The sequence below is a fragment of the Sedimentitalea sediminis genome, from assembly GCF_042687825.1.
In the GTDB taxonomy this organism is placed as follows: domain Bacteria; phylum Pseudomonadota; class Alphaproteobacteria; order Rhodobacterales; family Rhodobacteraceae; genus Sedimentitalea.
In genome coordinates this window covers 1-14,029 of the sequence record NZ_JBHUQE010000036.1, presented here as the reverse complement: position 1 = coordinate 14,029, position 14,029 = coordinate 1, and the positions used below count along the sequence as shown (strand labels likewise).

The following is a 14,029-nucleotide window of genomic DNA, read 5'->3' as shown; positions in this document are numbered from 1 at the left end:
CCGATTTGTGCAACAAGGCCCAGCGAAATTGTCTCTGACCTGATCACGCAGTTTCAAGACATGTTTCTTTGGCACCTCCAACTCGCTGGCCGCCTTCATGGCGCTTCTGACAGGTGTGAAGACCTTCTTGGCCAAAGGCTCCAGCCCGCGCTGCATGAGCCTGTAGTTCGTTCGGTCATGGTGCAACTCGTGAAGAGCTGCCGCGTGGCGGCTCCGTTCAGCTTTGATCTGCGCCTGTAGCGATTGGCGTTCTTTCAGTTGCTCGAACACAAGGGCTTGGCGTTGCTCGCGGTCGCGTTGAAGCGCCCAGACCGCTTCCATCTGATTTTGCTTTTCCAGAGCGGCGCGTTTGCCTGTCACGCGATCCAAGAGGCCGCGCAGGCCTTTTCGGATTCGTGCAGCGCGGTCTTTCGCTTCTTGGTCAGCGCGGGCTTGCTGCCCTGAGTCCAACTTGCTGCGCTCTTCGGAATGCTGCGCTTTCATGGCCTGACGGCGCTTGTTCAGGCCCGACAAGTTCTTCTGCGCATCAGCCTGCGCCTTAGCAACATGCGAGGCTATCTTCGGCAGGATGTCTTTCGCAATGCGTTGACGAGTCTGTACAACGCTTCCCAATTCTGACGGCTTGCCGAGGCGTTGGGTAACGTCCTTGGACTTCTTGCCGATGGCACGCGGGATCGAGATTACTTCGCCTTCGAAGGTGACGGCGACATGACCGCGTCGATCACCACGTGCCAAATAGAGCCCGCGTTCTTCGAGTGCATGCGAGAACGCCTGACGCGTATCCGATATGGCCCAAGCCTCTTGGATATCTGCCTTTAGCTCTCCTGCATGCCGACCCACACGTTTGGCTTGCTGCCATCCAGCCAAGGTGAAGTTGCGTGGGTCGCGATCCTTGGCGTTGGCGAAGCCCTTCGGCATCTGCCAGCCATACTCCAGATAGAGCTGCTTTGAGACCTCCATCAGCTTGTTTTTGAAGAAGGGAAGCGGCTTGGCCGTCATCGTTTCGGCATCGATCCGGCTCCACACCGCATGACAATGCCGCCGTCCTTCCTTTTCATGGAAGATGATCACACGCGGCTGATCCACCAAACCGTGCTTTTCTTCGATGGCTGAAATGGCTTGCTCGAAGGTCTCTATGCGGACATTTTCGGTTTCGGGTGGATTGAGGCTGACCGAGAACAGGAACTGCTTGCACTTCGTACCTTTCGAAACTGCTTCTGCTTCCCGCAATGCCCCGACAACATCCTCAGCCATGAAGCCGCGAATGTCGTGCAACTCGACATGTTCGTTCTCTTCGGTCTTCAGGAGATGAAGCCCGAGCTGCTTTGCGCCGCCTCGTTGTGATCCTTTCAGGATCATGACGGCTCCACATCGGTGCGATGGCCGAGCGCGCGAAGTAGCTCACGGCGCATCAGCGCCACGTCGGCGCATGCGCGCCGAATGTCGCGTTCCGTATCGGGCATCATCGGCAAGGTGCCAAGATTGGCAGCCTTGGCGAGTTGGTTCAGATTGTTGGCGATCCGCGATTGCCCGAGCATTGCCAGCACCTGGGCGAGCCGTTGCTCATCTTTGATCGGGCGACGTGTGCGTGATCGTGCTCGCCTCAAACCTGCGCCTTTGCCATCGAAGACCTTTCGCTTGAAATACGAGCCAAGCGGTTCGTTTCCCGCCAGTTCCTCCAGACGGGCACGTTCTTCGAAAGTTAGACGCAGTGAAAACGGCGGCTGCTTCTTGCTGCGCTGCGACGTTCCTAAGCCTCTGTTATTTCTATCCGAAGTGCTCATCATCGCACCTCAGATCGTTCAGATCATGTCGTGCGAGATGTTCTTCCCATTCTTCAAAGACCTGAAAGAGAAGGTTCAACTCTTCTCTGGTCAGGTCCACCATTCCAGAAAACTCAACAGAGTTTCCTCCGACGCCGTTGTTGGACAACGATTTCGAGCAGTTCGATAGGCCCTCGGTACTCCGAGGTGGTTCACCTACACTCTAGCCTGTTCCACCACGTTTCTTCTTTCTCATCGTGACGCAAAATCGGTGCCGCTCTGGCTAGGGGCTTCTTGGATCCCAGGTTTCGGCCAAGATTCCAGGTTTCGGCCAACCACCTTGGCACACTGACACCAATGCCGGATTTCAGCCCTCCCCAGCGAGTCAGTTATCCAGGTCGCCCTGCCCTCTGGATCGGTCGGATTTGGCTTTATGAATAAATGTGTCTAAGATGCAGAATTCACGAAGTAGTAACGAGATTTCCGTAAAAATCGATATTGACGATCAGACCCATGATGAACCCATTGACCAAAGCCTGGACCGAACTGGTCCGTCCGATGCTGCAACGCCCCAAGCGGGTGCAGGTGGCGGCGTTGTGCTATCGGCAGCGTGCGGCGGGCAAGGATGTGCTGTTGATCACCAGCCGCGACACCGGCCGTTGGATCGTGCCAAAGGGATGGCCGATTGACGGGCTGGACGGACCGCAGACCGCGCTGCAAGAGGCCTGGGAAGAGGCCGGCGTCAAGACCGCGGACGTCGAACCGCGGGCAACCGGCCAGTACGAATACACCAAGGGGTTGGACAGCGGCGGCGAAGCCGTCGTCGAAACGAATGTCTACCTGACCCGTGTGATCGACCTGCAGAACGACTATCCCGAAGCCGGCGAGCGCCAACGCAAGTGGGTCAGCCCCGAAGAGGCGGCCAACATGGTCGCGGAACCCGGCCTGCAGGACATTCTGCGCAGCATGTGATCGCCGAATGTAACAGTTTTGTTGCGCCCGCGCCCACGACGCCTTAGACGGCGCTTTCGAATGCACTGGCACTCGAAAGCGCGGGGTAGGACATGTCAAACAAACCGATCGGCAACCAGTGGAAGACGCTGGACTCGGATCTGAACCGGATCAGCCAGTTCGAATACGCCACGGCCTATGTCGCCCGGCCGCTGGTGGCGCCGGGCATCGCCCTTGCTTTCATCGTCGTCGCGGCCCTGGTCGGCGCGGTGTTCTTTGGCCAGACCCCGGTCAGCCTGGTGGTGGTTTTTGCCGCCGCCTTTGGCGCCTATATGGCCATCAATATCGGTGCCAACGATGTCGCCAACAACATGGGTCCGGCGGTCGGAGCAAAGGCCCTGACCATGGGCGGCGCGATTCTGATCGCCGCCGTGTTCGAAAGCGCCGGGGCACTGCTGGCCGGTGGCGACGTGGTCTCGACCATTTCCAAGGGCATCATCGATCCCGGCGGCATGCAAAGTGCACGGATGTTCATTTGGGCAATGATGGCGGCGCTGATCTCGTCAGCGCTGTGGGTCAATCTGGCCACCTGGATCGGCGCGCCGGTCTCGACCACGCATTCCGTCGTGGGCGGCGTCATGGGCGCCGGCATCGCCGCCGCCGGATTTGGCGCCGTGAACTGGCCAACCATGGGCGCGATTGCCGCCAGCTGGGTGATCTCGCCGCTGCTGGGCGGCGCCATCGCCGCGGGTTTTCTGGCGCTGATCAAGGAAAAGATCATCTATCAGGAAGACAAGATCGCCGCCGCGCGGCGCTGGGTCCCGGTTCTGGTGGCCGTGATGACCGGCGCCTTTGCGGCCTATCTCGCGCTCAAGGGGTTCAAGCGGATCATCAAGATCGACATGGGGCTGGCGCTGTTGATCGGTCTGGGCCTGGGGGTTGTGGCCTATTTCATCACGAAACCGCTGATCCACCGGCAGTCCGAGGGCCTGGAGAACCGGAACAAGTCGCTCAAGACGCTGTTCGGCCTGCCGCTGGTGATTTCGGCCGCACTGCTCAGCTTTGCCCACGGTGCCAATGACGTGGCCAACGCGGTGGGGCCGCTGGCGGCAATCGTGCATGCCACCGAATTCGGCAATTTCTCGGCCAAGGTGGCGATCCCGACCTGGGTGATGGTGATCGGCGCCTTTGGCATCTCGTTCGGCCTGTTCCTGTTCGGGCCGAAACTGATCCGCATGGTCGGCAGCCAGATCACCAAGCTGAACCCGATGCGCGCCTATTGCGTCGCACTGTCGGCGGCGATCACCGTGATCGTCGCCAGCTGGCTGGGCCTGCCGGTCAGTTCCACCCATATCGCCGTGGGCGGTGTGTTCGGGGTCGGGTTCTTTCGCGAATGGCACATGGAACGCCGGTTGCGCCGGATGTCGGCGAACCCGACGGTCAAACGCATCGCCCCCGAGGAACGCCGCCGCCGCAAGCTGGTACGCCGTTCGCATTTCATGACCATCATCGCAGCATGGGTGATCACGGTGCCCGCCGCGGCGCTGATGTCGGGGATGATCTTTCTGGCTCTGAGCGCGGCGGTCGGCGCGTCCTGAACCTGCCCCGCCGGACCTGAGGGAGCTGGCCCGGCACACAGCGTGCCGGGCGGAACATGTCAGAGACTGGCCAGTTCCTTGCCGGCCTCGGCGGAATCCATCCACAGCCCGACCCCGGCAACGGCGACGCTTTCGATGGCCTGCCCCACAGCGGCTGCATCGGTGACCCCGCCCAGCGCGATGGCCAGATTGATGATCTGACCGATGATGACATTGGCCTTGTCCACCTTGCCGGAATTGTCGCCCAGATCCTTGAGCCCCTTGCGCAATTGCGGCACCTTCTTTTCGGCATCGACTGCCTGGCGCATCAGATCGTGGGTCTTGTTCAGGATCGAGTCCAGATCATCCATCGCCTTGCGGATCTTGCGGTTTTTGTTGCTGGCCATGAACGCTTTGACATCCGAAGCGGATTTCTCGAACCGCTTGGTCAGTTCGTTTGACTTGTCCAGCGCTTCGTAGACCTTTTTGATCATCTTGTTGGCGCGGTGATAGAACACCGCCACGCATTTCTCGATCTCTTTCAGATCCGCCTTGGCCTTGTTCAGCGTCGGCGCCACGTCCACGCCCAGCACCGAATTCAGCGAGCTCAGCGCGATCTCGCGCGCGCCGCGGTGTTTCTTGTAGATCGCGGCAAGGGCCGACAACTGCTTGACGAACAGCTTGATCTTGGTGTCCAGATCCATCAGCACCGTGACGATTTCCTTGGCCAGCGACGCGATCGAACGCGCCAGCGCGACCAGCGCAAAAGGCAAGGTGCCCGGCAGCGCGGCGCCGGCAACCCCCAGCCCGACGCCGACGGCGCCCTTGGTGATCTTGACCGCCTTGTCCTTTTTATAGGCCTTGGCGACAGCGGCATGGATCCGCATCTTGCGCATCACCACGACGGGCACGTCGCGCATTTCTTCCTGCAAATCCTGAGCATGGGTCGTCACCGAGTCGATCACGTCACTCATGGAATCGGCATCCATCAGCCCGCCGGCGCGTTTGACAATGGCGCGCAGGTCCTTGTCGCATTTCTTGACCGCGCCATCGAATTCGTCGTTCAGGGCGTTGTTCAGCATGGCCAGCCCGCCCTTGGCCTCCATCTCCAGCGCCAGCACCTCGAGCAGCTTCAGCTCGACCGGGCAGGAACTGACCCCCAGCCGGATATCGGACACCGACTGGTTCATTGCCGCCCCGAAATCCTTTTTGTAGATCACCCGTTCCTTGCTGCCGTGCTTTTCCAGCGCCTTCAGATCCTGGGCGACGATCGTCTTGGCCTTTTTCAGGTCGTTCTTGATCGCCTTTTTCTTCAGCGGGTTCTTTTTGGGGATCTTGCCGGTATCGCCCATCACCGCATCCAGGGCGGTGTCGACATCGTTCAGCGCGTCGATCAGATCGCCCGCGGATTTACCCACCTTGGCTTTTTTCAGGTCTTTCAGAGCCTTGGTCAGTTTGGCGTCATTGGCGGGTTTCTTGTCGATCGGCCAGGCCTGTTTCCACCAGTTGGTGGTCAACTCCACCTTGCCCCGAATACCGACATCGTCGTCGTCGTCCGAACCTGCCATTCTCTGTCCCTCCTGATACGACGCGCCGCCACCGGAACCGGCGCCTGAGAGAGACTATAGCCGCGAATCAGGTCAGAGACCGTAAACTTGATCACACAGGCCGGCGATTACACTTGCCGCGTCACAAACCCAGGCACCAGCGCATGATCGCCTTTTGCGCATGCAGGCGGTTTTCGGCCTCGTCAAAGATCACCGAATTCGGCCCGTCCATGATCTCCGAGGTCGCCTCTTCCTCACGATGCGCCGGCAGGCAGTGCATGAACAGCGCGTCCGGCTTGGCATGGCTCATCAGATGCGCATTGACCTGATAGGGCCGCAGCATGTTGTGCCGCCGCTCGCGCGAGGATTGCCCGTCATGCATCGACACCCAGGTGTCGGCGACCACCAGATCGGCCCCCTGCACCGCCTTTTCCGCGTTGCGTTCGATCTCGATCCGGCTGCCCTTGGACCGGGCCAGTTCGATGAATTCGCGTTCGGGGTCCAGTTGGGCCGGACCGGTAAAGGTCATGTCGAACCCGAACTGTCCGGCCGCATGCAGGAACGAGGCGCAGACATTGTTGCCGTCGCCGGTCCAGACCACCTTTTTTCCGGCGATCGGGCCGCGATGCTCTTCGTAGGTCATGATATCGGCCATGATCTGGCAGGGATGCGTGCGGTCGGTCAGCCCGTTGATCACCGGCACGTCGGCATAGTCCGCCATTTCGGTCAGCACCGTCTCGTCAAAGGTGCGGATCATGATCAGATCGACATAGCGCGACAGCACGCGGGCGGTGTCGGCGATGGTTTCGCCATGACCCAGCTGCATGTCGCTGCCCGACAGCGCCATGGTCTGTCCGCCCATCTGACGCACGCCCACGTCAAAGGACACGCGCGTCCGGGTCGAGGGTTTCTCGAAAATCAGGGCCACCACCCGGTCCGCCAGCGGCAGATCGTCGTCGGGCGCGCCCCGGGGCCGACCCAGCCGGGCCTGTTTCATCCGGCCCGCATCGTCAATCATCCGGCGCAGGTCGTCCGGGTCGGTTTTGTGGATGTCGAGAAAATGTTTCATTGCATAATCACTTTTCATGGGCCGGAAACCGGGGCGCTGCCGCCGGTGCCGGCAGAGGTCAGACGGAAGAGGCGGCGGCGGTGCTGTCTGCGACCGCTATCGCGGACCGGTCCAGACGGTCCAACGCCGCGTCGATCTCGGATTCTGTCAGGGTCAGGGGCGGCAACAGACGCACCACATTATCCGCGGCGGGAACCGTGATCAGTTCGGCGTCATAGCCCGCCTGGACGAGGTCCATGTTCGATGCCCGGCATTTCAGCCCCAGCATCAGCCCGGCGCCGCGCACGTCCTCAAAAACGGCGGAATGCGTCGCCACCAGCGCTTCGAGCCCCTGGCGCAGACGGCCGGCGCGGCGGTTCACGTCGGCCAGAAAATCCGGATCGGCCACCACGTCCATCACCGCGCAGCCAACGGCGCAGGCCAGCGGGTTGCCGCCATAGGTCGAGCCATGGGTGCCCGCGGTCATGCCGGCGGCGGCGGTTTCGGTGGCCAGCACCGCGCCCAGGGGAAAGCCGCCGCCGATCCCCTTGGCCACCATCATGATGTCGGGCGCGATCCCCGCCCATTCATGGGCGAACAGCTTGCCGGTCCGGCCCATGCCGCATTGCACCTCGTCCAGGATCAGCAGCACGCCATGGGTGTCGCAGAGGTCGCGCAGCCCCCTCAGGCACTGATCCGGCAGCGGGCGAATGCCGCCCTCTCCCTGTACCGGCTCGATCAGAACCGCGCCGACCGTGTCGCCGGCAATGGCCGCCCGCAGCGCGTCGTGATCGCCCCAGGGCAGGTGCACGAATCCCGGCAGCAGCGGCGCAAACCCCTTGGTCATCTTTTCAGAGCCGGCTGCGGCGATGCCCGCCGACGAGCGACCGTGAAACGCGCCCTCGAAGGTCAGGATATCGCTGCGCTGGGGCTGGCCCTTGTCGTGCCAGTACTTGCGCGCCATCTTGACCGCCAACTCGCAGGATTCTGTGCCCGAATTGGTAAAGAACACCGTGTCGGCAAAGGTCGCCGCCACCAGTCGGTCGGCCAGCGCCTGCTGCTGCGGGATGTTGTACAGGTTGGAAACATGCCACAGTGCCTGCGCCTGTTCGGTCAGCGCCGACACCAGTGCCGGATGCGCATGGCCCAGCGCATTCACCGCAATGCCCGCGCCCATGTCCAGGAAACGTCGCCCGTCCGCCTCGGTCAGCCAGCTGCCCTGACCTTTGACAAAGGTCAGCGGGGCGCGGTTATAGGTGGGCAGAACGGTCGCAATCATCAGAGCATCCTTTGCGGACAAGAAACCCTGTAGGTGCATCACAACACGGCACCCCGTCAACGGTTTTCCGCGCCGGGCCGGTTCCGCTCAGCCCGCGCGCGCGGTGTTGATGCGCTGCATCGCGATCGCTTCGGCGATCTCTTCGGTCGGAATGTCCTGATCCCGCGACTTGGCCAGGATTTCCAGCGTGGTGTCATAGATCGAGCCGATGCGCTGCAGCGCGACCTCCTTGTCAAAATCCGCAAAGATCGGCATCGCGCCGGCGACCACCCCACCGGCATTGACGATAAAGTCCGGTGCATAGGCGATGCCGCGCGCGAGCAGCTGGCGACCGTTTTCCGGCCGCGCCAGCTGGTTGTTGGCGAGGCCGGCGATACCCCGGCATTTCAGCCGCGCGATGGTGTCGTCGTTCAGAATCGCACCCATTGCACAGGGCGCAAAGATATCGACCTGCTGGTCATAGATCTGATCCGGCGCGACGGCGGTGACACCGTATTCGTCCACCATCCGCTCCAGCGCCGCCGCGTTCACGTCGGTCGCGACGATCTCGGCCCCCTGTTCGGACATCTGCCGAATCAGATCGGCGCCGGTCTGGCCGACCCCCTGAACCGCGACGCGCAGCCCTTTCAGGTCGTCGCTGCCGCGCAGATGCGTCGCCACGGCGCGCACGCCGTGAAACCCGCCAATGGCAGTATAACGCGCGGGCTGGAAATCCGGTTCGAACTGATTGGCGCGGGTAAAGATGTAATCGCATTCCTCGGCCATGATATCGGCGTCCTGCGAACTGACCCCGATGTCGATCGCCGTCCAATAGCTGCCGCCCAGCCGCGCCACATGCCGCGCCATCGCGCGCAGCCGCGCCTCTTTTTCCGGCGCGGCGGGATCGCCGATAATGACGCATTTTCCGCCGCCCAGCGGCAGACCGGCGGCGGCGTTCTTCATGGTCATGCCGCGCGACAGGCGCAGCACATCGGTCAGCGCGTCCTGGGTCGAGGCATAGGGGTACATTCGGCACCCGCCCGCCGCCGGCCCCAGCACCGTGCTGTGTACGCCGATGATGCCGGTCAGCCCGCAGGCAGCGTCCGAGACGAAAAGCACCTGTTCGTGATTGTCAAAAGACGGGTGAGAAAAAAGGTCTGTCATGATGTCTCCGCTGCGCCCGTTGCCTTCCGGGGCCGCGCATCGGTCGCGGTCCGCCCCGAATCCGCGCAACGGCCCCTTTTGCCTGTCTAACACAACCGGCGGCGGTGCGCGGTGATTTTGTCCCCGGCCCCTGTCCGGCGCCGCGTGAAAGGCTGCGGTTGAGCGCGGCCGCGCGGTGCACCAGCGGGCGTTGTCCGGCAAGGCCCCGCGTCCTGCGATGTCCGAAAAACGCGAATTGGGGCGTGACAGCCCTGGCAAAATGCGATCTTTTCGGGGGCGGATACAGGGCCAAGCGGGGCTGTTATGTCCGGCGGCGGATGCCCCGGCCCTACGCCCCTCGGAAAAAGGAGAGCCGATGATCGTCGTCGACAACGTTCACAAGCACTTTGGCGGTTTTCGCGCGGTGGACGGTGCGACCATGACCATCGAACCGGGCTCGATCACCGGGCTGATCGGACCCAATNCGGCGGCGGATGCCCCGGCCCTACGCCCCTCGGAAAAAGGAGAGCCGATGATCGTCGTCGACAACGTTCACAAGCACTTTGGCGGTTTTCGCGCGGTGGACGGTGCGACCATGACCATCGAACCGGGCTCGATCACCGGGCTGATCGGACCCAATGGCGCCGGCAAGACCACGCTGTTCAATGTCATCGCCGGGGTCCTCGCCCCCACCTCGGGCAAGGTTACCATGGCCGGCCGCGACATCACCGGTCTGCCGCCGCATGTGCTGTTCCACCAGGGCCTGCTGCGCACCTTTCAGATCGCCCATGAATTCGGCTCGATGACCTGCCGCGAAAACCTGATGATGGTGCCTGGCGGGCAGAGCGGCGAAAGGCTGTGGAACACCTGGTTCGGACGCAAGCGCATTGCCGACGAGGAACGCGCTCTGCGGGCCCGCGCCGACGAAGTGCTGGATTTCCTGACCATCGGCCATATTGCCGACCTGCCCGCCGGGCAGGTTTCGGGCGGACAGAAAAAGCTGCTGGAACTGGGCCGCACGATGATGGTGGATGCGCAGATCGTATTTCTGGACGAGGTCGGCGCCGGCGTGAACCGGACGCTGCTGAACACCATCGCCGACGCCATCAAACGCCTGAACGAAGAGCGCGGGTATACGTTCGTTGTGATCGAGCACGACATGGATTTCATCGGCCGGATCTGCGACCCGGTAATCTGCATGGCCGAAGGCAAGGTGCTGGCCCAGGGCACGCTGGACGAGATCAAGGCCAACGAACAGGTGATCGAGGCCTATCTGGGTACCGGGCTGAAAAACAAGGACAAGCTGGGGGCGGACGCATGAGCGGCACGACCGACCAAGCCGCCGGGGCGTCCGATGCGCCGTTTCTCATCGGCGAGAACATGACCGGGGGCTATGGCAATGGACCGGACATCCTGCATGACTGCACCATCGCGGTGGACGCAGGCGAGATCGCGGTGATCGTCGGCCCCAACGGCGCCGGCAAGTCGACGGCGATGAAGGCGCTGTTTGGCATGCTGAACGTCCGGCAGGGCCATGTGCGGCTGGACGGCACCGACATCACCGCCCTGTCGCCGCAGGACCGGGTGGTCCAGGGCATGGGGTTCGTGCCGCAGACCAGCAACATCTTCACCTCGATGACGGTCGAGGAGAATCTCGAAATGGGCGCCTTCATCCGCACCGACGATTTTTCCGGCACCATGGCGCAGGTCTATGACCTGTTCCCGATCCTCAAGGAAAAGCGCAACCAGGCGGCCGGCGAATTATCCGGCGGCCAGCGCCAGCAGGTGGCGGTGGGCCGGGCCCTGATGACCCGGCCCAAGGTCCTGATGCTGGACGAGCCCACCGCCGGGGTCAGCCCCATCGTCATGGACGAACTGTTTGACCGCATCATCGAGGTGGCCCGCACCGGCATCCCGATCCTGATGGTCGAACAGAATGCGCGCCAGGCCCTTGAAATCGCGGACAGGGGCTATGTTCTGGTGCAGGGGGCGAACGCCTATTCCGGCAGCGGCAAGGAATTGCTGGCCGATCCCGAAGTCCGCAAATCTTTTCTGGGGGGCTGACAATGGACCTGCTGAACGCCTTTGTGGCCCTTTCCAACTATGTCCTGATACCGGCCATCGCCTATGGCAGCCAGCTGGCGCTGGGGGCGCTGGGGGTGACGCTGATCTATGGCATCCTGCGGTTCTCCAACTTTGCCCATGGTGACACCATGGCCTTTGGCACCATGGTCACGGTTCTGGTGACCTGGCTGTTCCAGAGCATCGGCCTGTCGCTGGGGCCGCTGCCCACCGCATTGCTGGCGGTGCCCTTCGGCATTCTGGGCTGCATCCTGCTGGTGCTGGGCACCGACCGCATGGTCTATCGCTTTTACCGGGCGCAAAAGGCCAAGCCGGTGATCCTGGTGATCGTGTCGATGGGCGTCATGTTCATCACCAACGGTCTGGTGCGGTTCATCATCGGTCCCGATGATCAGAACTTTCTGGATGGCGAGCGGTTCATCATTTCGGCCCGCGAATTCAAGCGGATGACCGGTCTGCAAGAGGGTCTGGCGATCAAGACCACCCAGGGGCTGACCATCGTGGTGGCGGTGATCGCCGTGGCGCTGCTGTTCTGGTTCCTGAACCGCACCCGCACCGGCAAGTCGATGCGCGCCTATTCCGACAACGAGGATCTGGCACTGTTGTCGGGCATCAACCCCGAGCGCGTTGTGCTGGTAACCTGGGTGATCGTTGCCGCCCTGGCGACCGTGGCCGGCACCTTGTATGGCCTGGACAAGAGCTTCAAACCCTTTACCTATTTCCAGCTGCTGCTGCCGATCTTTGCCAGCGCCATCGTCGGCGGGCTGGGCAACCCGCTGGGCGCCATTGCCGGGGGATATCTCATCGCCTTTTCCGAGGTGGCCATCACCTATCCCTGGAAAAAGGTTCTCAGCCACGCCCTGCCGCCGGGCTGGGAACCCACCGGGCTGGTGCAGCTGCTCAGCACGGATTACAAATTTGCCGTCAGCTTCGTGATCCTGCTGATCGTACTGCTGTTCCGCCCCACCGGCCTGTTCAGGGGGAAAGCGTTGTGACCCGCTCCGTCAAGAATTCGCTGCTGTTCGCCGTGGTGGCGGCGCTGATCGCCCTGACCGGCCTGACCCAAAGCTGGAATGCCGCGATCCTGATCATCAACATGGGGCTGATCTCGGCCATCATGTCCATCGGCGTGAACCTGCAATGGGGGTTTGCCGGGCTGTTCAACGTCGGGGTCATGGGGTTTGTCGCCCTGGGCGGGCTGGGGGTCGTGCTGACCGCGACGCCGCCGGTGACCGAGGCCTGGGCCGCCGGCGGCACCGGCATCCTGATGGGCCTGGCGCTGGGGGCCGCGACGATCGCCGGCGCGGCACAACTCTATCGGCGGCTGCCCCCGGGGCCGCTGCGCACATTGGCGCTGACGGCCTTTCTGGTGATCGGGTTTCTGCTGTTTCGCGCTGTCTTTGACCCGGCGGTCGAGGCCATCGAGGCGGTCAACCCAGCCGCGACCGGCTATCTCGGCGGCCTCGGGCTGCCGGTGCTGATGGCCTGGCCCGTGGGCGCCTTGCTGGCCGCCGGCGCGGCCTGGCTGATCGGCAAGTCCGCGCTGGGTCTGCGGTCAGACTATCTGGCCATCGCGACCCTGGGGATCGCCGAGATCATCATCGCCATTCTCAAGAACGAGGACTGGCTGGCGCGCGGGGTCAAGAATGTCATCGGCCTGCCCCGCCCGGTGCCCTATGAAATCGACCTGCAGCAATCCACCGGCTTTGTCGAACGCGCCGCCGGCCTCGGGCTGGACCCTGTCACTGCCTCGTCGCTGGCGGTCAAACTGGGCTATTCCGCCCTGTTTACCGTGGTGCTGATCGTGCTGTTCACCCTGGCGCAGTTGGCGCTGAACAGCCCCTGGGGGCGGATGATGCGCGCCATTCGCGACAACGAGGTGGCCGCCCGGGCCATGGGCAAGGATGTCACCCGCCGGCACCTGCAGATCTTCGTTCTCGGTTCGGCGGTCTGCGGTCTGGCCGGCGCCATGATCACCACCATGGACGGACAGATGACCCCCTCGGCCTATCAGCCGCTGCGCTTTACCTTTCTGATCTGGGTGATGGTCATCGTCGGCGGGTCCGGCAACAACATGGGCGCGGTGTTGGGCGGGTTTCTGGTCTGGTTCCTCTGGGTCCAGGTCGAGCCGATCGGCCTGTGGCTGATCCAGCTGATCACCAGCGGCATGCCCGAAGGCTCGGCGCTGAAGGCACATCTGATTGCCTCGTCCGCGCATATGCGGCTGTTTACCATGGGGGTGATCCTGCTGGTGGTTCTGCGTTTCAGCCCGCGCGGGCTGATTCCGGAAAGCGATTGACCCGGTCCGTTCGCCGTTGCACCTGCCTGCGACACCGGCTCGCTGGACATCGCCGGCGATTCCCCCGAGGGTCGGCGGGAATGCAGCCCGGTCACCAAAAGGGGAACCCGTGCCACACATCCACATGGCCACAAGATCGCCAGGCATCCCGCGCAGGCGGCCGGACCGCCCGCGGTCCGCGCGCAGGGCGCACACCGTGCTGCCCAGCGCCGCCCGGAGCGCGCTGCCGTGATCACAACAAACTGAAACACAGGAAGTCCGGTACTGTCGCCGGACGTTCCGGGTGACTGTCATCGTCAAAGGAGCGGCGATGACGTAGCGTTAAAAAGGGGAGACGCATGAAAATCGGATTCATAGGTCT

General features: G+C 62.7%; 12 protein-coding genes. 6 read left to right on the top strand and 6 right to left on the bottom strand.

Going from position 1 to position 14,029, the window contains the following annotated elements:
- Positions 1–1,359: relaxase/mobilization nuclease domain-containing protein (locus tag ACFMPD_RS16845; protein ID WP_380996987.1), on the bottom strand; the 1,359-nt coding region annotated here is incomplete at its 3' end.
- Positions 1,356–1,784: a plasmid mobilization relaxosome protein MobC gene (mobC, locus tag ACFMPD_RS16840; protein WP_380996985.1), complete on the bottom strand. Its 429-nt coding sequence runs from the start codon at positions 1,782–1,784 to the stop codon at positions 1,356–1,358. The genes ACFMPD_RS16845 and mobC, both read right to left, overlap by 4 nt.
- A gap of 492 nt (positions 1,785–2,276) precedes the next feature.
- On the opposite strand from mobC, the gene ACFMPD_RS16835 reads away from it, so the two are divergent.
- Entirely contained in the window at positions 2,277–2,735 is a 459-nt protein-coding gene (locus ACFMPD_RS16835; RefSeq protein ID WP_380996983.1) for an NUDIX hydrolase, read from the top strand.
- Between the two features lie 92 nt (positions 2,736–2,827).
- On the top strand, positions 2,828–4,312 hold the full coding sequence (locus tag ACFMPD_RS16830; RefSeq protein ID WP_380996980.1) for an inorganic phosphate transporter: 1,485 nt from the start codon (positions 2,828–2,830) through the stop codon (positions 4,310–4,312).
- A gap of 59 nt (positions 4,313–4,371) precedes the next feature.
- Here ACFMPD_RS16830 and ACFMPD_RS16825 read toward each other — a convergent pair whose 3' ends face one another.
- From ACFMPD_RS16825 to ACFMPD_RS16810, 4 genes are all read right to left on the bottom strand, one after another.
- Positions 4,372–5,859: a hypothetical protein gene (locus ACFMPD_RS16825; protein WP_380996977.1), complete on the bottom strand. Its 1,488-nt coding sequence runs from the start codon at positions 5,857–5,859 to the stop codon at positions 4,372–4,374.
- Positions 5,860–5,980: 121 nt separating this feature from the next.
- On the bottom strand, positions 5,981–6,907 hold the full coding sequence (gene argF, locus ACFMPD_RS16820) for an ornithine carbamoyltransferase (protein WP_380996974.1): 927 nt from the start codon (positions 6,905–6,907) through the stop codon (positions 5,981–5,983).
- A 58-nt stretch (positions 6,908–6,965) separates the two neighbouring features.
- Positions 6,966–8,165 (bottom strand): aspartate aminotransferase family protein, encoded by a 1,200-nt coding sequence (locus tag ACFMPD_RS16815; RefSeq protein ID WP_380996971.1) that lies wholly within the window; start codon positions 8,163–8,165, stop codon positions 6,966–6,968.
- A gap of 87 nt (positions 8,166–8,252) precedes the next feature.
- Positions 8,253–9,308 carry a Leu/Phe/Val dehydrogenase gene (locus tag ACFMPD_RS16810; RefSeq protein ID WP_380996968.1) on the bottom strand — a complete coding sequence of 352 codons (1,056 nt, stop codon included), beginning with the start codon at positions 9,306–9,308 and terminating at the stop codon, positions 8,253–8,255.
- A gap of 511 nt (positions 9,309–9,819) precedes the next feature.
- On the opposite strand from ACFMPD_RS16810, the gene ACFMPD_RS16805 reads away from it, so the two are divergent.
- From ACFMPD_RS16805 to ACFMPD_RS16790, 4 genes are read left to right on the top strand one after another with little or no spacing between them, the layout of a single operon-like run.
- Complete coding sequence (locus tag ACFMPD_RS16805; RefSeq protein WP_380996990.1) at positions 9,820–10,608, top strand: ABC transporter ATP-binding protein; 789 nt, start codon at positions 9,820–9,822, stop codon at positions 10,606–10,608.
- Positions 10,605–11,351, top strand: coding sequence for an ABC transporter ATP-binding protein (locus tag ACFMPD_RS16800; protein WP_380996965.1), 747 nt, complete (start codon positions 10,605–10,607; stop codon positions 11,349–11,351). Before ACFMPD_RS16805 ends, ACFMPD_RS16800 begins: the two co-directional genes overlap by 4 nt.
- Positions 11,352–11,353: 2 nt before the next feature.
- A complete protein-coding gene (locus ACFMPD_RS16795; RefSeq protein WP_380996963.1) occupies positions 11,354–12,364 on the top strand; it encodes a branched-chain amino acid ABC transporter permease in 1,011 nt (336 codons plus the stop codon).
- Positions 12,361–13,668 (top strand): branched-chain amino acid ABC transporter permease, encoded by a 1,308-nt coding sequence (locus ACFMPD_RS16790; RefSeq protein ID WP_380996960.1) that lies wholly within the window; start codon positions 12,361–12,363, stop codon positions 13,666–13,668. The genes ACFMPD_RS16795 and ACFMPD_RS16790 overlap by 4 nt, the downstream gene beginning before the upstream one ends.
- The last annotated feature ends 361 nt before the right edge of the window (positions 13,669–14,029 follow it).